The sequence below is a fragment of the Paraburkholderia sp. UCT2 genome (genome assembly GCF_014397665.1).
Taxonomy (GTDB): Bacteria; Pseudomonadota; Gammaproteobacteria; order Burkholderiales; family Burkholderiaceae; genus Paraburkholderia; species Paraburkholderia tuberum.
Genome location: NZ_VZQO01000002.1, coordinates 288,883 through 307,388 on the forward strand (window position 1 = coordinate 288,883; position 18,506 = coordinate 307,388).

At 65.0% G+C, this 18,506-nt stretch carries 16 protein-coding genes; 8 read left to right on the top strand and 8 right to left on the bottom strand.

The annotated features are described in order from the left end of the window. Positions 1-101 precede the first annotated feature (101 nt). From F6X39_RS02985 to F6X39_RS03000, 4 genes are all read left to right on the top strand, one after another. On the top strand, positions 102-326 hold the full coding sequence (locus tag F6X39_RS02985) for a glycine zipper 2TM domain-containing protein (protein ID WP_184047976.1): 225 nt from the start codon (positions 102-104) through the stop codon (positions 324-326). Between the two features lie 244 nt (positions 327-570). After that, positions 571-1,062 (top strand): hypothetical protein, encoded by a 492-nt coding sequence (locus tag F6X39_RS02990; RefSeq protein ID WP_187615502.1) that lies wholly within the window; start codon positions 571-573, stop codon positions 1,060-1,062. Between the two features lie 295 nt (positions 1,063-1,357). Continuing rightward, positions 1,358-2,956, top strand: coding sequence for an L-lactate permease (locus tag F6X39_RS02995; protein WP_187615503.1), 1,599 nt, complete (start codon positions 1,358-1,360; stop codon positions 2,954-2,956). A gap of 291 nt (positions 2,957-3,247) precedes the next feature. Next, positions 3,248-4,174, top strand: a complete 927-nt coding sequence (locus F6X39_RS03000; RefSeq protein ID WP_260330284.1) for a DMT family transporter — start codon at positions 3,248-3,250, stop codon at positions 4,172-4,174. Positions 4,175-4,344: 170 nt separating this feature from the next. Here the strand turns inward: F6X39_RS03000 and bamC are convergent, their stop codons facing one another. After that, positions 4,345-5,580 carry an outer membrane protein assembly factor BamC gene (gene bamC / locus F6X39_RS03005; RefSeq protein ID WP_184022020.1) on the bottom strand — a complete coding sequence of 412 codons (1,236 nt, stop codon included), beginning with the start codon at positions 5,578-5,580 and terminating at the stop codon, positions 4,345-4,347. 398 nt (positions 5,581-5,978) lie between these two features. Here bamC and F6X39_RS03010 point away from each other — a divergent pair, with 398 nt between their 5' ends. Both F6X39_RS03010 and F6X39_RS03015 read left to right on the top strand, forming a co-directional pair. Further along, positions 5,979-6,443, top strand: coding sequence for a DUF2844 domain-containing protein (locus F6X39_RS03010; RefSeq protein ID WP_018421123.1), 465 nt, complete (start codon positions 5,979-5,981; stop codon positions 6,441-6,443). 69 nt (positions 6,444-6,512) lie between these two features. Beyond that, positions 6,513-7,781, top strand: coding sequence for a DUF3443 domain-containing protein (locus F6X39_RS03015; RefSeq protein WP_187615505.1), 1,269 nt, complete (start codon positions 6,513-6,515; stop codon positions 7,779-7,781). A gap of 49 nt (positions 7,782-7,830) precedes the next feature. Here F6X39_RS03015 and F6X39_RS03020 read toward each other — a convergent pair whose 3' ends face one another. Then, complete coding sequence (locus tag F6X39_RS03020; RefSeq protein WP_187615506.1) at positions 7,831-8,283, bottom strand: hypothetical protein; 453 nt, start codon at positions 8,281-8,283, stop codon at positions 7,831-7,833. A gap of 206 nt (positions 8,284-8,489) precedes the next feature. Here F6X39_RS03020 and F6X39_RS03025 point away from each other — a divergent pair, with 206 nt between their 5' ends. Then, entirely contained in the window at positions 8,490-9,116 is a 627-nt protein-coding gene (locus F6X39_RS03025) for a cadmium resistance transporter (RefSeq protein WP_187615507.1), read from the top strand. Between the two features lie 99 nt (positions 9,117-9,215). Here F6X39_RS03025 and F6X39_RS03030 read toward each other — a convergent pair whose 3' ends face one another. Further along, positions 9,216-9,548 carry a hypothetical protein gene (locus F6X39_RS03030; RefSeq protein ID WP_187615508.1) on the bottom strand — a complete coding sequence of 111 codons (333 nt, stop codon included), beginning with the start codon at positions 9,546-9,548 and terminating at the stop codon, positions 9,216-9,218. Positions 9,549-9,944: 396 nt separating this feature from the next. On the opposite strand from F6X39_RS03030, the gene leuA reads away from it, so the two are divergent. Then, positions 9,945-11,651: a 2-isopropylmalate synthase gene (leuA, locus tag F6X39_RS03035; protein ID WP_187615509.1), complete on the top strand. Its 1,707-nt coding sequence runs from the start codon at positions 9,945-9,947 to the stop codon at positions 11,649-11,651. A 127-nt stretch (positions 11,652-11,778) separates the two neighbouring features. Here the strand turns inward: leuA and F6X39_RS03040 are convergent, their stop codons facing one another. From F6X39_RS03040 to F6X39_RS03060, 5 genes are all read right to left on the bottom strand, one after another. Beyond that, the gene (locus tag F6X39_RS03040; protein WP_187615510.1) at positions 11,779-12,558 is read right to left on the bottom strand and encodes an amino acid ABC transporter substrate-binding protein; all 780 of its coding nucleotides are present in this window, start codon (positions 12,556-12,558) and stop codon (positions 11,779-11,781) included. Positions 12,559-12,836: 278 nt separating this feature from the next. Further along, on the bottom strand, positions 12,837-14,075 hold the full coding sequence (gene boxA, locus F6X39_RS03045; RefSeq protein WP_187615511.1) for a benzoyl-CoA 2,3-epoxidase subunit BoxA: 1,239 nt from the start codon (positions 14,073-14,075) through the stop codon (positions 12,837-12,839). 59 nt (positions 14,076-14,134) lie between these two features. Next, positions 14,135-15,562, bottom strand: a complete 1,428-nt coding sequence (boxB, locus tag F6X39_RS03050; RefSeq protein WP_187615512.1) for a benzoyl-CoA 2,3-epoxidase subunit BoxB — start codon at positions 15,560-15,562, stop codon at positions 14,135-14,137. Between the two features lie 98 nt (positions 15,563-15,660). Beyond that, positions 15,661-17,340 carry a 2,3-epoxybenzoyl-CoA dihydrolase gene (gene boxC / locus F6X39_RS03055; RefSeq protein ID WP_187615513.1) on the bottom strand — a complete coding sequence of 560 codons (1,680 nt, stop codon included), beginning with the start codon at positions 17,338-17,340 and terminating at the stop codon, positions 15,661-15,663. A 114-nt stretch (positions 17,341-17,454) separates the two neighbouring features. Beyond that, a complete protein-coding gene (locus tag F6X39_RS03060) occupies positions 17,455-18,456 on the bottom strand; it encodes a helix-turn-helix transcriptional regulator (RefSeq protein WP_187615514.1) in 1,002 nt (333 codons plus the stop codon). Positions 18,457-18,506: the final 50 nt, after the last annotated feature.

Genomic DNA, 18,506 nt, shown 5'->3' on the forward strand with positions numbered 1-18,506 from the left:
CCGCCGGCATGGCGGGCTTTTCTTTTCCACCGCATCGAGCAGGCACGTTGTGTGCTGAGAGAAGGAAACATCTGTTTCCAACAACGAGCGGAGTCAGCATCATGAAATCGATCCGTCATCTCGGTACTCGTCTTGGTACGGTCGCAGCCGCCCTTTCACTTGTCGCGGGTCTCGCGGCATGCGGCGACATGTCCCCACGCACACGCGATACCGCGATCGGCGCGGGTGTCGGCGGCGCCGCTGGCGCGGCGATCGGTGGCAGCGGCTTGTCGACGTTGGGCGGCGCGGCGGTAGGCGGCGTCATCGGTAACCAGGTCGGCAAGTGAGCGGCAAGTGAGCGTTGCGTCCGATGACGCGTCTAACGATTCATACAGGACAGCAAACCATTTTTTCGGACCACGATCCGGACTGCCGAGGGCGGCGGATGCGGTGCGCCCTCGTCCCGACAACGCACGTGGGAATAGGCTGAAATATGCGGTTGCGGTTTTGCCACAGCGCTGCCGCGGCAAGAGCGTAAGCTCCTCATAACGACGTCGCGCAAGGCGGCATCGGTTCATCGAGGAGCGCGCCATGAAGTCCCGCGTCGTCACCCATCGTTGCGTGGTGCGCCTCTCGACGCCACGCGATTCGTCCGGTTTTTCCGCGAGATTCGCGCGTCCCGCCACCGCGATTTGCGTGCTCGCCTCGAGTCTCTTTTTTGCAGGCTGCTATTACCCCGCCGGCTACTATCCCGCCGGCTATTACCCGTCGTACTATTCGACCGCGCCCGCGACCACAGCCGACCAAACCGCGCCGGCGACCGATCAACAGCAGCCGCCTCAAGCCCAGGCGCAAATGCAGGTCGCACCGCAAGACATGCCGCCCGGTTATGCGGTCCCCGCGCCCGTGTATGCGGCGCCGCCGGTTTATCCCGCCTACTATCCGCCGCCGGCTTATCCTTATCCCGCTTATTACGGCTACCCCGCCTACTACGGACCGTCGATTGCGATCGGCATTGGCGGTTATTGGGGCGGCCATTGGGGCGGTCATGGGGGCGGTCATGGGGGCGGCCACTCGCATTGACCTGTCCTCTTTCGTCGCGGAGCGTGCACGCGCCGGCACTTCAACTGCCGGCGCGCGCGCTTCTTCATGAGTCGTTTTTCCGCGCGTATCGCCCTCCACCGCGCATACCCCGCCCGTACTTTCCCGGCTTGACGCGCCGGTAAGGCGCTCTATCCTTGGAAGGTTTCATGCAGCACCCGCTTAAATCGGGCGACGCCGCTTTGTCGAGGCCACTTGCGAGCGTCCGCCGAATCAGAGCGACGCGCCGTCATGCGCAATCCCCCGCGTCGAATTACACAACAACGAAGGAGACGTGATGTTTCATCAACTACTCACTCCGGTTGGCAATTCGCTTTTTCCGTCGTTCATCGTCGCCGCGCTGCCGATCATCGCCGTGCTCGCGCTGCTCGGCTGGGCGCGCAGGCCCGCGTGGCAAGCGTCGCTCGCGGGACTGATCATCGGTTTGATCGTGGCGATTTTCGTCTGGCAGTTTCCGGTCGGGCTCGCGTTCAACTCGGTCGCGGCTGGCGTCGTGTTCGCGATCTGGCCAGTGATGTGGATCGTGTTCACCGCGATCCTGCTGTACAACATCGCGCAGCGCTCGGGACGCTTCGAGGCCTTCCGCCTGTGGATGATCGACAACCTGCCGAACGACCGGCGCATCGTGCTCGTCGTGGTCGGCTTTTCGTTCGGCGCGCTGCTCGAGGGCATTTCGGGTTTCGGCACGCCGGTCGCGATCACGAGCTCGCTGCTGATCATGCTCGGCTTTCCGACGCTCGAAGCGCTGACCTTCACGCTGATCTTCAACACCGCGCCGGTCGCGTTCGGCGCGCTCGGCGTGCCGATCACGGTGCTCGGCGCGGTCACGCATCTGCCGTCCGATGTGCTCGGCAAGATGGTCGGGCGGCAATTGCCTTTCTTCGCGGTCCTGCTGCCCTTCTATGTGATCGCCGTGTACGCGGGCTTTCGCAACATGCTGCGGATCTGGCCGGTGCTGCTGGTCTCGGGCCTGAGCTTCGCGCTGACCCAGTTCGTCGTCTCGAACTTCATCAACTACAGCCTGACCGACGTGCTGTCGTCGCTGGTTTCGCTGATCCTCACCGTTGCGTTCCTGCGCGTCTGGAAGCCCGCCGTCGATCCGAAATTCGCGGTCAACGTCGATCGCATCAGCGAGGTGCGTGGCAAGATCGGCGGCGCACAGGGCTGGTATCCGTGGATCATCGTGTCGGTCGTCGTGATCATCTGGACGATCGCGAGGATCTTCACGATCGGCGACATCAAGGTGTCGTGGCCCGGTCTCGACAAGGCCGTGTTCATCACGCTCTACAACACGCCGTACGGCGCGATCTGGGACTTCCAGCCGCTCGCGACCGGTACCGCGATCCTCGTCGCCGCGCTCATCACGGCGTTCGTCGTACGGCTCTCGCCCGCCGAGTTCGGCAAGGCGATCTCCGATACGTGGGTGCAAACGCGCATCGCGATCCTGACCGTGGCAACGATCGTCGGCCTCGCTTACCTGATGAACTTCTCGGGACTCACCTACACGCTCGGTCTCGGCGTTGCGTCGGTCGGGCCGCTGTTTCCGCTCGTGTCGGCGTTTCTCGGCTGGGTGGCGGTGTTCCTGTCGGGCAGCGATACGTCGGGCAATGCGCTGTTCGGCAATCTGCAGGTAGTCGCGGCCAACCAGCTCAATCTGAATCCGGTGCTGATGGCGGCGACCAACTCGTCGGGCGGCGTGATGGGCAAGATGATCTCGCCGCAGAACATCGCGACCGGCGTCGCGACCACCGAGTTGAAGGGCAAGGAAGGCGTCGTGTTCGCCAAGACCTTCAAACATTCGATTCTGCTAACGGTGCTGCTTGGCGTGCTCGTCTGGGCGCAGCAGAACGTCCTGCAATGGATGATTCCGCATTGAGGTCGCGCCAGTAACGGTGCAATGCAATTCACATCTTTTCGGACGGCCGCCCGCGCATCGCGGGCGCCGTTTCCGATCCCATCCCCACTGCCGTTCCGTCGATCGCAATTTTTCTCACATATCGGCGAGAATTGCTCGTTTGGCGCGCGCCCTCGCAGCGCTTACCATCGACCTCACCGGACGCGGCCGTCTCCCGGATCTTGCCGTTTCATCCTGTACTGAAACGATTCGCGCGATCGCACTGTTACGATGAGCTGTCGTCCCGACTCAACTGCGCGCGGCGCCATTCCAATGAAAACCAGAAACCTGCTGCAACTGCTGATCCTCGCTGCCCTGTGGGGCGCATCGTTCCTGTTCATCCGCGTCGGCGTGACCGACTTCGGCGTCGCGCCGCTGATGGCGCTGCGCGTCGGCATCGGCGCCCTCTTTCTCGCGATCGTGCTGATCGCGCGACGGCCGCTGCAACAGTCCGCCACCGTGTTGCGCACGCGCGCAGTGCCGCTGCTCGTGGTCGGTATCGTCAATTCGGCGGCACCATTCTGCCTGTTCGCGTATGCCGAGCTGACACTGTCGGCGGGCGTCACGTCGGTGATCAATGCGTGCGCGCCGCTGTGGGGCGCGCTGGTCGGCTTCCTGTGGCTGCGCGACCGGCTCAGCGCACTGCGCACGCTCGGTCTCGTGGTCGGCTTTCTCGGCGTGCTGATGCTCGTGTGGGATCAGATCGCGGCGCCGGCCGGCTCGGCCGCCTCGCCGCTGAGCGTCGCGCTCGCGGCCGGCGCCGCGCTCGGCGCCACGCTGCTCTACGGCATCGCCGCCAACTACACGAAGCGTCACCTGACTGGCGTCGACGCGCTGACCGTCGCGACCGGCACGATGATCGGCGCGACGATCGTGCTGCTGCCGCTCGCGGTCATCTACTGGCCCGCCGCGCCGATCTCGCTGCGCGCGTGGGGCGCGGTGATCGCGCTCGGCGTCGCCTGTACCGGCATCGCGTACATGCTGTTCTTCCATCTGATCGCGGTCGCCGGGCCGACGCGCGCGATCACCGTGACCTTCGTGATTCCGATCTTCGGCATTCTGTGGGGCGCGTTGTTTCTCGGCGAGACGGTGTCGCCCGGCATGCTCGAAGGGTGCGCTGTGATTCTGGTCGGCACCGCGTTGGCGACCGGCGTAGTCAAGCGCTTGCCGTGGATGGGGACGCGGCGCGCGGATACCTGAGCGCACGGAGTCAATCGGCAACCGCGCCGGGTCGCGGCTTGCCGATCCGGTCACGTTACATCGGCTCACGCGCGGGCCCTTCGCGCGTCAAATGCATAGTCAAAAAAAACCGCCCGGATTTCTCCGGGCGGTTTCGTCGAACCGGCGGCGTCGGCCGCGAGCCTCTCGTATCAGTGCAGCTGGTCGGCCATCAGGCTCATGATCTGCTTGGCCTGCGAGCTTTCGTCGAGTTGCCCCTTGTCGTCGACCACGGCCACGCGGGTCTGGTTCGGCGTCACCGCGCGCACGTTCACGCGATACTGCCTGGCGACCTTCTCCTTCTTGCCGTGGAAGACCTGGCTCCAGAAGCCCTGCTCGGCCGACGACATATCCTTCGGATCGACGTAGCGCACGAAATAGAGGCCGCGGCTCATGTCGCGATCGTCGACCGTGAAATTGCTGCGATCGAGCGCGAGGCCCACGCGCAGCCACGCGCGGTCATACGGCTCGCCGAGCGTGAGTTCGGTCGATGAGAGCTGCGCCGACGTGTTGTTGGCCGAATCCGCGTCCGGCATAGGCGGTTGCGCCGCGAGCGCGACGTTCTGCGCGACAACGGCGGCCGTCGCCGACTTCGCACCCGCCGTCGCCGCGTTCGGCGCGATCTGCGTGCCCGCGGGCGACAGCTCGGCGTTCTGCGTGCCACCCGCGTTGCTACCCGAATCGGCCCGCGCCAGCGAGACCATCAGGCGCTTCAGGTATTCCTGTTCGAGCGCCGGGTCGTTCGGCTTGGGTTGCCACTGGGTCGACTCGTTGTTCGTACCGGTGATCGCCTCACGCATGCCTTTCTGGCTGACGAACACATACGTGCCGCCCTTCGGCGCCGCTTCGAGACGCGTGCGGAACTTGTTGCGCTCCGAACTCACGTAGCTGTTGCCCATCGCCTTCGACAGCGTGTTGCGGATAAAGCCGTCGTTGATCTGCGCGTGGGTTTCGTTCCAGTCGGTTTCCATCACGCCCTTGTCGCGCTGGTCGACGACGAGCAGGAAGCCCTGCTCCTGCCAGAAGCGGCGGATTTGCGGCCAAGCCTGATCGGGCGTTTTGTTGTCGATCACGAGCCAGCTCTCGGTGCCGTCGCGCTGGATGTGGATGCCCTGGACGGGCGGCACGACCGCGACCGCGTCGCCGGCCGGCGCCTGTGCCTGCACCTGTTTCAGCGTGGACAGCGAGGTTTCGCCGCCCTGCGGCGGCAGCGAACGCTGATCGGCCGTCTCGTCGATCATGTTCGGCGGTACGGCAAGCGATACCTGCTTCGAACGGGAGTCGCTCCTATAGTCGATTTTGGTCGGCGACGAGGTGCCGCAGCCGGCGACCAGCCCGCCTGCCATGAGCATTACTGCAAACCGCTTGGTGAGACGAAAATCAGTCATGTTCGGGGAATCCTTCCGCTACGCCACGGCAAGTTTCCGTGGATCAACCCAACATTTTACCGGTCCCGGCGAGGCCTGTGCAAAAACTGGGGTTTGCCCGCGAATCGCCGCATGCCACGGCTACGAAGCGACCACGGGAAAAAAGTCCGCGCCCATCATGCTATTTGCCTTCTTATGAGGTAAATTTAACACTCAATAACACTTTCGGGTTGACCTTGGGAGTATTCCCAAGTCTTTGCCGGAGGCCCGCCGAATAAGGGCTTCCGGTCTGCATGCGGCTTGTTTTTAAACATGGCGTGCGGTCCTGTCCGCCGCGATGTGCAAAGACCAGAAAAAACCAGCGCTAGATTAATCGAGTTATCTCAATAAAAAATCCGGCGCCAAACGAGGAAGGCCTCATGTCCCAGTCCTGTCTCAATCCATCCGCGATCGCCTCGGCGATCGCCGTCGTCGCGTGCTGCGCGAGCTTCGGCGCGCATGCCGAATTGGGCGGCACGATGCCGAGCCAGGCGGTGTCGGGCGCGAGCGCGCCGCGCACGCTGCTCAATGGCGCACTGCGCGAGCGCACGTGGACCGACGCTGGCAATACGACCATCAACGAATACGCAACCAGCACCGGCCTGATCGTCGCCTACGCGTGGCAAGGCCCGACGATGCCGGATCTGCACGCGCTACTCGGCAAATACGGCGACTCGTACAAGACAGGCGCCGCGGCGGCGGCCGGCAGCGGCAATCTGCATTCGTCGCGGGTCACGCGCGCCGACGTGATCGTCGAGTCCGGCGGACCGATGCGCGGCTACGTCGGCCGCGCGTGGCTGCCGGCGGCTTTGCCCGCCGGCGTCACCTCCGACGACATCCAGTAACGCGTGCGCCCCGCACGCGTCGCTCGCGCCCCCTTAACGCCTGAGTTCCACCCGACGGATCGCCACGCCATGAAATCCGCCTTGCGTTTCCATGCCCTGCTTCTGATCGTCTGCGCGGCCCTCGTCGGCTGCGGCGGCGGAGGCGGCAGTTCCTCGTCCGGCTCGTCCGGCTCGGGCCCGACGCCGTCCGCGACCGCGCCGACCTCGTCGACCAGTTCCACGAGCGCGTCGAACACGACGCAGAGCGCGAACGTGCCGCAATCGACCACGCCTAACGTGCAGCTGGTCACGGTCGGCGTATCGCCCGGCAATACGCGCAACATGCTGACGACGAGCGTCACCGTCTGCCAGGCCGGCACCAGCAACTGCGCGACAATCGACGACATCCAGGTCGACACCGGCTCGAACGGCCTGCGCATCCTCGCATCGGCGCTGCCGACGACCCTGTCGCTGCCGACCATCGCCGCGGGCGGCGGCGTGAGCGCCGAATGCGCGGTATTCGGCAGCGGTTATGCGTGGGGCTCGATCCGCAACGCGGACGTACGCATGGCCGGCCAACAGGCGTCATCGATTCCGATCCAGGTAATCGCCGACAGTGCGCTGCCCGCCGCACCCACCGACTGCGCGAACTCCGGCGCGTCGCTGCTGACGGTGTCGAGCCTGCACTCGAACGGGATCCTCGGCGTGGGCCTGTTCCCGGTCGACTGCGGCGACGGTTGCTCGAACTCCGCATTGCCGCGCTGGTACTACAGCTGCACGACGAGCGGCTGCACCGCAACCGCGCAGCCGCTCGCACAGCAGGTGACCAACCCGGTCAGCAGCTTCCCGCTCGACAACAACGGCGTCGTGATCGACCTGCCGGCCGTCGCCGATGCGGGCGCGGCCAGCGTGTCGGGCTCGTTGATCTTCGGCATCGGCACCCAGTCGAACAACACGCTGACGAGCCCGAACGTCCTGAAGGCGAACGCCGCGACCGGCTACGTGACGACGAACTCGGGCGGTCAGACCTATGCGGTGAGCTATCTCGACAGCGGCTCGAACGGCCTGTTCTTCCACTCGACGCAGTTCCCGTTGTGCGGCTTCTGGTACTGCCCGACTTCGACGCAGTCGGCGAGCGCATCGATCACCGGCATCGATGGCGTGTCGAGCACGGTGTCATTCGACATAGCCAATTCGAGCACGCTGTTCTCATCGTCGAACAACGCGTTCGACAATCTCGCCGGCAATTCGAGTCAGGGCTTCGGCTGGGGCTTGCCGTTCTTTTACGGCAAACGCATTTACACGGCGATTGCGGCGCGCAATACGTCGGCCGGCCAGGGACCGTATTACGCGTTCTGAGGTTGATTGGGTTGGATGCGCAGCGATGGCGCGAGACGCGGACGGGAACTCAGCCCGCCGCGCTGGCGGGTTGCGCAGCCGGCGCGGCCGGCGCGGCCAACTTTGCCGGCGCGAGCCAGCGGAATACGTCCAGCTCTTCGCCGTGGAACGTGCACTCGGCGGCGGCCGGCGTGCTGACCCTCTTCGGCTCGGCCTGCTTCGCGGCCACGTTGACGTCCGTCGCCGCTTGCGATGCCGATGCCGCGAGCGGCGCGGAGACCGCCACCTCCGACGCGCTTACCCGGTGCTCGATCGTCCCTTCCACCACGACGCGCGAGCCGCGAATCGCGGCCCCGCGATGCGTGACCCGCAGCGTATCCGACGACATCCCCGACGACGCCTCGGCCAGCTTGCTGCGCATCAATTGTTCGCATGCGCCCGAGTTGCGGGTACCGATCGTGCAGGCCGCCAGCAGCGCCGCGGCGCTCGCGACACAGGCGATAGAGAGAAGGCGAATCTTCATCGATGTTCCGTTGTTCCAAGCCTCGGTCATTGTAGCTTACGACCCCGTCGCCCGGCTTCACGCCCGCCTGCCGCTTGACCTTGACCCAGCGCATCGGCATTGTGTTGACCGGTCGCGCGCTCGATGGCGCAGCCGGCAGCCCGGTTGCCCACATTGCGCGGCGAATTCAAAACGACTCTACTCCCGGTAACGATCCCGGCTTCTTCATGCTCAGCCTCGTCCTGCTCGCGATCGTCGCCTACGCCGCGACCAATATCGACAACCTGTTCGTGCTGCTCGGCTTTCTGACCGAAACGGGCGTTGAGCGGCGCCGCGTGGTCGCGGGACAGTACGCGGGCTCTTTGATCCTCGTCGCCGCGGCGCTCGTGCTCGCGGCCTTGCTCACGCGCCTGCCGGCCGGTTATGTGGGCCTGCTCGGCTTGCTGCCGATCGTCGTGGGCCTGCACAAGGCCTGGCAGCGCTTCGGTCCCGGCCACGCGCGGCGCAACGCCAGCGAAGATGGCGAGGACAGCCGCGCAAGCGCTCCGCCATCCGTTCGCGGCTCATCGAGCTGGACCGTCGCGAGCGTCGCCATCGCCAACGGCTCGGACAACCTCGCCGTCTACGTGCCGCTGTACGCGAGTCGTACGCCCGCCGAGAACGCGCTGGTTTCGCTCGTGTTCGTCGTGATGATCGGGCTCTGGTGCGCGGGCGCGGCATGGCTGGTCGACCACCCGTTGCTCGGCGCGCCGATCCGGCGCTACGGCTCGGCGCTGCTGCCGCTGATCCTCGTCACGATAGGCGTATCGGTGATGGTGAACAGCGATACGTTGCGACTTTGGTCCGGCGCGTGATCAACGCGGGGCGTCGACGAAGACTGCGCGGCACGCAACGGCTTCGGCTTGCCGCCTTCAGCGTCGTAGTCTTCGTCTGCCGATCCTGCTTCGCCAGTCTCAATTCGCCGGCTGGGGCGGTTGCACGTATGTACGCAGGCCCGCCAGCGGCGCGCCATAGCCGCCCGCGCTCGCGTTGTTCGGCAAGCCGTTGACCAGTTGCGCACGCGGATCGGTCGGATTCAGATTCAGCTCGCCCGCCTGCTGGTTGCCATGCGTCGGATACTCGCTGCCGCGCGCCGCCTGCGGCATCAGACCTGTACTGTTCTGCGGCGCGTTCATGTCGTTCTGCGCGCTGAGCCCCTGCGCGCCGGCCTGCCCGGCGAACCCACATGCCAACGCCGCGCACGCGCAGATCCTCGCGAGGCCGGATATCTTCGCTACCCTTTTCATGTTCACCTCCTGCTCTGTGAATTGACGACGCCTCGTGAGCTCACCCCTGAATCGAGTGCCGCGCGAGCGTCCCACGGCACCTTCCATGCGAGCGGCCGCTCGCCTCCTTCTGCAGCCGAGCAGGCCGCGGCCCACTCCACCTCGCCCTTGACGCTTTCTCAATAATATGTTCCCATTGCGCACTATGTACCGCGCCCAGACCACCCTATCGCTACTACTAGCCCGCTCTACCGGGCTAGGTCTGCTGCTGCGCGCGTCCGCTTCTCTCTGATACACCGAAGCACCGCTTGAATCCCCAGTAACTGACCCAGCCCCGGTTTCCGACCGGCGGCCCAGTATCGCGTTTTCGTCGTCCGGTCGACGCCCATTCCACGGTCTCTCCCCCGGATGATGAAAATGTTGAAAAACCCTGCTACCAAGTACCGTTCGTTCAAGCCAATCAATTTGACGGATCGCCAGTGGCCGTCGCGCACCATCACGCGCGCGCCGATCTGGATGAGCACCGATCTGCGCGACGGCAACCAGGCGCTGTTCGAGCCGATGAACGCCGAGCGCAAGATGCGCATGTTCAAGACGCTGGTGCAGATCGGCTTCAAGGAAATCGAAGTCGCGTTTCCGTCGGCGTCGCAGACCGATTTCAACTTCGTGCGCGAACTGATCGAGGGCGGCCATATTCCCGACGACGTGACGATCGAAGTGCTCACGCAGGCGCGCGACGATCTGATCGAGCGTACTTTCGAATCGTTGCGCGGCGCCCCGCGCGCGATCGTCCATCTGTACAACGCGACCGCGCCGGAATTCCGCAAGATCGTGTTCGGCCTCGAAAAGAGCGGCGTGATCGAACTCGCGCAGAAGGCCGCGCGCACGATGAAACGCCTCGCCGACGCGCAACCGGACACGCACTTCACGCTGCAATACAGCCCGGAAGTGTTCAGCGGCACCGAACTCGAATTCGCGAAGGAAGTCTGCGACGCGGTGTTCGACATCTGGCAACCGACGCCCGAGCACAAGGCGATCGTCAATCTGCCGGCCACCGTCGAAATGGCCACGCCGAACGTCTACGCCGACCAGATCGAATGGATGCACCGCAATCTCGCGCGTCGCGACTCGCTGATCGTCTCCGTCCACCCGCATAACGACCGCGGCACGGCCGTCGCCGCCGCGGAGCTCGCGGTGATGGCAGGCGCGGATCGCGTCGAAGGTTGTCTGTTCGGCAACGGCGAGCGCACCGGCAACGTCGACCTCGTCACGCTCGCGTTGAACCTGTACACGCAGGGCGTCGACCCCGAGCTCGATTTCTCGAACATCAACGAAGTCGCGCGCACGGCCGAGGAATGCACGCAGTTGCCGGTGCATCCGCGTCATCCGTATGTCGGCGATCTCGTCTTCACCGCGTTCTCGGGCTCGCACCAGGACGCGATCAAGAAGGGCTTCGCCGCGCAGAAGCCGGACGCGATCTGGGAAGTGCCGTACATGCCGATCGATCCGAGCGACCTCGGCCGAACCTACGACTCCGTGATTCGCGTGAACAGCCAGTCGGGCAAGGGCGGTATCGCGTACCTGCTCGAGCAGAGCTACGGCGTCGTGTTGCCGCGCCGTCTGCAGGTCGATTTCAGCTCGGCCGTGCAGCGTTTCACCGACCAGAGCGGCCAGGAAGTCACGCCCGCGCAGATCTGGGAACTGTTCCAGCAGGAATACGTGTGCACGGCCGAGCCGGTCCGCTATATCAGCCACAGCCTGTCCGAGCATGACGGCCGCGAGCACATCAAGCTCAACGTCGAAATCAACGGCACGCCGCGCGTGCTGAGCGGCGCCGGCAACGGCCCGCTCGACGCGCTGATGCACGCCTTCGACGTGCCCGTGCGCATCCAGCACTACGAGGAACGCGCGCTCACGCAGGGCGCCGATGCGCGCGCGATCGCGATCGCCGAAATGGCCGGCACCGATGTGGCCGGCAGCGCGTTCGGCGTCGGTGTCGATGCGAACCTGATCACCGCGTCGATCCGCGCGGTGATCAGCGGCGTGAACCGCGCGTATGCACGCGTGAACACGGATGCCCAGGAGCGCTTCTTCGACGCCGCGCTGAGCGACGCGACGGTGTGAGGCAGCGTCTGCCGCGTTGAACGTGCGGCACGCCGCATGTTCGACGGGCTGACGACAACCAAGAAGGGGCGTTTCGACGCCCCTTCTTTTTTAATGGGGATTTATCCCCGTCAACGTCGGCCGACGGTCAATGAAACACGTCCCGGCCGAAGTACTTCAGCGAAATCCGCTGATACGTACCGTCTTTTCTCATGCCCGCGAGCGCGTCGTCGATCGCCAGGCGCAGCTTCGGATTGCCCTTGCGGATCAGTACGGCCGACTTGTCGCTGCTATCGGGCGACGTATCGACCGCGACGACCTTGATCCTCGCCTCGGGCTCGCGCTTCCTGTAGTCGAGAAACGACAATGAATCGTTGACGGTCGCGTCGACGCGCCCCGCGACGAGCAGATCGATCGATTCGTCGAAGCCCTGCGCCGGAATCACCTGCGCGCCGTGCGCGGCCGCGATCCTGCCGACGTTGCTGGCCAGCGTATTGGCCGATTTGCGGCCCTTCAGGTCGTCGAAAGATTTGATCGTCGTGTTGTCCGATGCGACGATCAGCACCGCGTGCGACGTGATGTACGGCTCCGAGTAATCGTATTTGAGCTTGCGCTCGTCGGTGATCGCGACCTCGTTGATCACCGCGTCGTAGCGATTGACGTCGAGACCGGCGATCAGTCCTTCCCATTTGCCTTCGATGAATTGCGGCTTGACGCCGAGACGCTGCGCGATCGCGCTCCCAAGCTCGACGTCGAAGCCGGTCAGCTTGCCCGCGTCGTCGTGGTAGGTGAACGGGGCGTACGTACCTTCGGTGCCGATCCGGAACACGCCCGATGCCTTGATCCGCGCGAGATCGTCGGCGCTAGCCGGATGCGCGAGTGCTGCCTGCAACAGCGCAATCATCGCAAGTGAACGAATCGGCTTCATCGGACGGCTCCGTCTGAGTGCCTGCGCAGGTGGCGGACTGCCGCGTTTGGCGGGGAGTGCCGGCGTGCGGCCGGCTGTGTGGGCCGACTGTAGCAAACCGTCCGCGATTTTCAAAGCGCTTCGCGCGCGGTGCGTCGATCCGCACAGGTCAGCCGCTGCGCTCTGCCGTCAAGCATATGGCGCAGGCAAAAAGGCCCCGCAAGCGCTCATGCTTTCACGAGCCTTTGCGGAGCCTTTTCGCGGAGCTTTCGGTGTGGGTCGGCGTGTCGGCGCGCCGCTCAGTACGTCTCCAGATGCAGCCGCCCTTCCCGCTTCAGCTTCGCCCACAACGCTTCCCAATCGAGCTGATGCTGCTCGCCGATATCCTTGAGCGCCTGCAGCACACCGTCCTCCATGCCCTTGAGGCCGCACACGTAGATATAGGTGTTGTCGTCCTTCAGCAGGTTCGCGACGTCGGCCGAACGTTCGCGCATTGCGTCCTGCACGTAGCGCTTCGCCTGTCCCGGGGTGCGCGAGAACGCGAGCGTGGTGTCGATGAAATCCTTCGGCAGATTCGTCAGCGGTCCAAAGTACGGCAGCTCCTCCTTGGTGCGCGCGCCGAAGAACAGCATGAGCTTGCCGGTCGCGCCTTTGAGGCGCTTGCGGCGGCGGTACTCGGTCATCGCGCGCATCGGCGCGGAGCCGGTGCCCGTGCAGATCATCAGCAGATGCGAGTTCGGATGATTCGGCATCAGGAAGGTGCTGCCGAACGGACCGATCACGTTGACCACGTCGCCCTTCTTCAGATCGCACAGATAGTTCGAGCACACGCCGTCGATCGCGTCGCCGTGCTGCTGCGACACCCGCTTCACCGTCAGCGACACGTTGTTATAGCCGGGCCGCTCGCCGTCGCGCGGACTCGCGATCGAGTACTGGCGCGCATGATGCACGCGGCCGTCGGCGGCAGCTCCCGGCGGCAGAATGCCGATCGACTGGCCTTCGAGCACCGGAAACGGCATCGAGCCGAAATCGAGCACGATGTGATGGATGTCGCTCGACGTCGCGCTGTCGGTGAGCCGGTAGTTACCGACCACCGTCGCGGTGGTCGGCGCCTTATGCGTGTAGAGATTCACGTACGGCTTCGCGGCCGACCACGGCGGCACGAGCGCGCCGCGCACGGTATCCACTTCGATGCCGTCCGCTTCGGCGGCGCTGTCGCCCGCGATAGACGCGGCCACCGGTTCTTCAGCCGGCACCGCCATCGTGTTCTGCTCGGGCAACACGTCCCACGTAAACTGCTCGTCGATCGAATACGCGTCGGCCTTCAGCACCGTGCGCCAATTGTCGATCGCGCCGGTCGGGCACGGCGGCACGCAGGCCATGCAGCCGTTGCAGACGTCGGCCTTCACGACGTAGTTGTTGTCGTCGTGCGTGATCGCATCGATCGGACAGGTCTCTTCGCAGGTATTGCAGCGAATGCAGATCTCCGGATCGATCAGATGCTGCCGCAGAACTTCGACCGATACTGGCCCGTTCATGACTTCCTCCACCTGGTAATACGGCGCGCGTGCAGCGAGCCTTTCGTGCTTCGCCTGCTTCAGTTGAAGCGCACGTATTCGAAATCGACCGGCTGACGGTTCACGCCCATCGCGGGCGGCGCGATCCAGTTCGCGAACTTGCCCGGCTCGGCGACGCAGCCCATCAGCGAAGCGACGAACGCGCGGTCTTCCGGCATGGCGAGCCAGTTCGCTTCGTTGGCGGCCCATTCGGCTTCGCTGAGCACGCGGCCGTCCGGCGACACCCGCGTGCCGGCGAACGTGCCGATCTGCCGGTTGAACGCCTTGTGCGGCACCGTCATGCGAAAGTCGACGCCGGCCTTCTCGAGCACCTTGTTCCAGCGCCCAACGCCCGCAACCGAGTCCTTGATGTAATCGTCGCGCAGCACTTCGTTCATCGCGTTGAGCATCGGCACTTCGCGCTCGACGAGCTTGCCGTCCTGCACGTCGAGCAGCTTGTAAGCATGCTCGTTCAGGCGATGATCGTCGTCGCGCTTGCCTTCCTCGTAGCGGCCCTTCAGACCCGAGCTATAGAACGTCGCCGCGTTCGACGAATGATCGGCGCCGAACAGGTCGATCGTGACCGAGTAATGGAAGTTCAGATAGCGCTGGATGGTCGGCAGATCGATCGCGCCGGCCGCGCGGATCTTCGCGACGTCGTCGGTGCCGAGTTCGTTCATCACCTGAGCGGTGCGCTGGATCACGCGCGACACGCCCGATTCGCCGACGAACATGTGATGCGCTTCCTCGGTCAGCATGAACTTCGTCGTGCGCGCGAGCGGATCGAAGCCCGACTCCGCGAGCGCCGACAACTGGAACTTGCCGTCGCGGTCGGTGAAGTACGTGAACATGTAGAACGCGAGCCAGTCCGGCGTTTTCTCGTTGAACGCGCCGAGAATGCGCGGGTTGTCCTCGTCGCCCGAGCGGCGGCCGAGCAAGGCTTCGGCTTCCTCACGACCGTCGCGGCCGAAGTAGCGATGCAGCAGGTACACCATCGCCCACAAGTGGCGGCCTTCCTCGACGTTGACCTGGAACAGGTTGCGCAGATCGTACAGCGACGGCGCGGTCAAACCGAGGTGACGCTGCTGCTCGACCGAGGCCGGTTCCGTATCGCCCTGCGTGACGATGATGCGGCGCAGGTTCGCGCGATGCTCGCCGGGCACGTCCTGCCACGCGGCTTCGCCCTTGTGCTCGCCGAAGTGGATCGTGCGATCCTGCTCGCCCGGCGTGAGGAAAATGCCCCAGCGGTACTCGGGCATCTTCACGTAGTCGAAGTGCGCCCAGCCGCCCGCATCGACGCTGACCGCGGTGCGCAGATACACGTCGTAACCGTGCGAGCCTTCCGGGCCCATGTCGCCCCACCATGACAGAAAGTTCGGCTGCCATTGTTCGAGCGCGCGTTGCAGCGCGCGGTCGTCGGCGAGGTTGACGTTGTTCGGAATCTTTTCGCTGTAGTTGATCGAGGACATGGTCGGTTCCCTGGGTCAATTCCCTGTTCGGAAGCTGCAGTGGCGAGAGGCGCGTATCGGCAGGCGGCGTCGTTTAGGCGGAGTGAGCGCGGCGCATCTCACACCCGCGACACATCGAATTGCGCCTTGCTGCCCTTGCCGTACACCTTGAGCGCACCCTTCTCGCCCACTGCGTTCGGCCGGTTGAAGATCCAGTTCTGCCAGGCGGTGAGACGGCCGAAAATGCGCGTCTCCATCGTCTCCGGCCCATTGAAGCGCAGATTCGCTTCGAGGCCGGTCAAGGCATCGGGCGACATCGCCGCGCGTTCTTCGAGCGCGATGCGGATTTCGTCGGCCCAATCGATATCGTCAGGCGACGCGGTGACGAGACCGAGGCGCTCCGCGTCGAGCGCCTTGACCGGCTGGCCGATCAGCGCGCGCGCCGCGTCGAGCGGCTCGGCTTCCTCGTAGAAGCGCCGCGCGAGCCGCGACTGATGCGTCACCATCGGATACAGGCCGAAGTTGACTTCCGACAGCGTGATCGCCGGCTCCTCGTCCTCGTTGTCGGGCAGCGCGGCCATGTAGATGCGATCGGCGGCGAACGCGAGTTCCGCGAACGTGCCGGCGAAGCATGAACCCGGCTCGATCAGCGTGAAGATGGAGCGCGACGACACGTCGAGGCGCGCGAGCGTGCGGCGCAGCATGCCGATCGTTTCGCGCACGAACCAGTGATCCCGGTGCTGCAGCAGCGTCGCGTCGACCGCGAGCAGATGGCGCGCGTCGCCTTCGGTCTTGAACACCCAGGTGCCGATGTCGAGCGCGTTGGTGCGCATCGAGAGGATCGCGTCGTCGAGTTCGCGGGCGAATTGCAGCGGCCACCAGTTGGCGCCGGCCGCGGCGATCGCGGCGATGCCGGTCGGTTGCTCGGTCTGTGGCGCGCGCGCGGTGAAGGTCGCCACACGTTTCGCGCGATCGATCGTGACGTCGACCGTCTGATAGCTGAGGCCAGCTTCGCGATCCGTTCGTTCGATGCGCGTGAGCGCGACGCCCTGCACATCGGCTGGACGATCGCTGTGCGCGCCGAGTTCGAGCGCGCGCGCCTGAATGGCCTGCTCGAACTGGTTCGGCTTCACGACTTCGTCGACGAGACGCCAGGCCTTCGCGCGTTCGCCGCGCACGCCCTCGACCACCGTGCAGAAGATATCCGCGCGATCGTGGCGCACCTTGCGCTTATCGGTCACGCGCGTGAGTCCGCCGGTGCCGGGCAGCACGCCGAGCAGCGGCACTTCCGGCAGCGATACCGAAGAGGAACGATCGTCGATCAGATAGATTTCATCGCAGGCGAGCGCGAGTTCATAACCGCCGCCCGCGCACGCGCCGTTCACCGCGGCAAGAAACTTGAGCCCCGAATGGCGCGACGAATCTTCGAGCCCGTTGCGCGTTTCGTTCGTGAATTTGCAGAAGTTGACCTTCCACGCGTGCGATGACAGCCCCAGCATGAAGATATTCGCGCCCGAGCAGAACACCCGGTCCTTCAGGCTCGTCACCACCACCGTGCGGACTTCCGGATGCTCGAAGCGAATGCGCTGAATCGCGTCGTGCAGCTCGATGTCGACGCCGAGATCATACGAATTGAGCTTCAGCTTGTAGCCGTCGCGAATGCCGCCGTCCTCGGCGATGTCGAGGCCGAGCGTCGCGACCGGACCGTTGAAGCTGAGCTTCCAATGCTTGTACTGCGACGGGTCGGTGCGATAGTCGACCGGCGCGGCCTGAGCAATGGCGGTGGGTGCTGTGGACATGGGGCGTCTCCTGACTGGACGATACAATCTGTTTTTTGAACAATAGTGCATCGTCATACCAGCGTAAAGCACTTTAGTGCATTTTTACGGGGAAACCCTGGCGCCCACGATCGGTCAGTTCACGCGCGCCTCGTCGGGGGCTTCCGCCGCGAGCCGCGCGGCGAGACGGTCGCGCAACTGCAGGTACGCATCGGCGAGCGTCTTTTCGCTGGTGTCGAACGACATGTCCGCGCGTCCGTACAGCTCGGCGCGCCCGGCAAGGATGCGCTTCAGGTCGTCCATCGCCTCGCGGTTGCCGGACATCGGCCGCAGATCGCCTTGCGCGACGACGCGGCGCATATGTTCCTCGGGCGTCGCCTGCAACCACACGGTGAAGCAGTGCGACAGCAGCACGTTGAACGTGCCCGCTTCCGACACGAGCCCGCCCGGCGACGCGATCACCGCGTGCGGATGCTCATGGATCACCGCCTCGAGCGCGCGTTGCTCGTAGCGTCGATACGCGCTCGGGCCGTACAGCGAATGAATCTCCGACGGCGGACAGCCCGCGAGCTGTTCGATCACGCGCGTGAGCTCGATGAACGGCACCTTGCGCTCCTGCGCGAGCATGCGCCCGAGCGTCGACTTACCCGCGCCGCGCAGGCCGATCAGCGCGATGCGGTCCTTGCGGTGCGGGTCGCGCGGCGCCTGCGCGAACATCTCGGCGAGCGCGATGCGCGCGCGCTGCAGTGCCGCCTGGTCGCGCCCCCGCAGCAGCTCGCGGATCAGCAGCCATTCGGCGGACGCGGTGGTTTCGTCGCCGATCACCTCGGCGAGCGAGCAGTTCAGCGTGGCCGCGAGCTGCCGCAGCACCAGCACCGACGCATTGCCGACGCCCGATTCGAGGTTCGCCAGATGCCGCTCCGACAAACCGGTTTCGGCCGCCAGCGTCTTGCGCGTCATGCCGCGGCGCGCGCGCAGCAGACGCACACGCTCGCCCATCGCGGTCAGGAACGGATCGCGTTCTTCGCGCTCGCCGCCACGTTCGGCCGTGCGTTCACCCGCGCGCTCGGTGCGTTCGGCGCGGGCCGCGCCGTCGTCGGTTTCGTCCAACGGTGCGGGAGGGTACTTTTGATTCATGTTTTGCGACCTCGTGACTACGATACATGTACTATAGTGCTTGACACGCA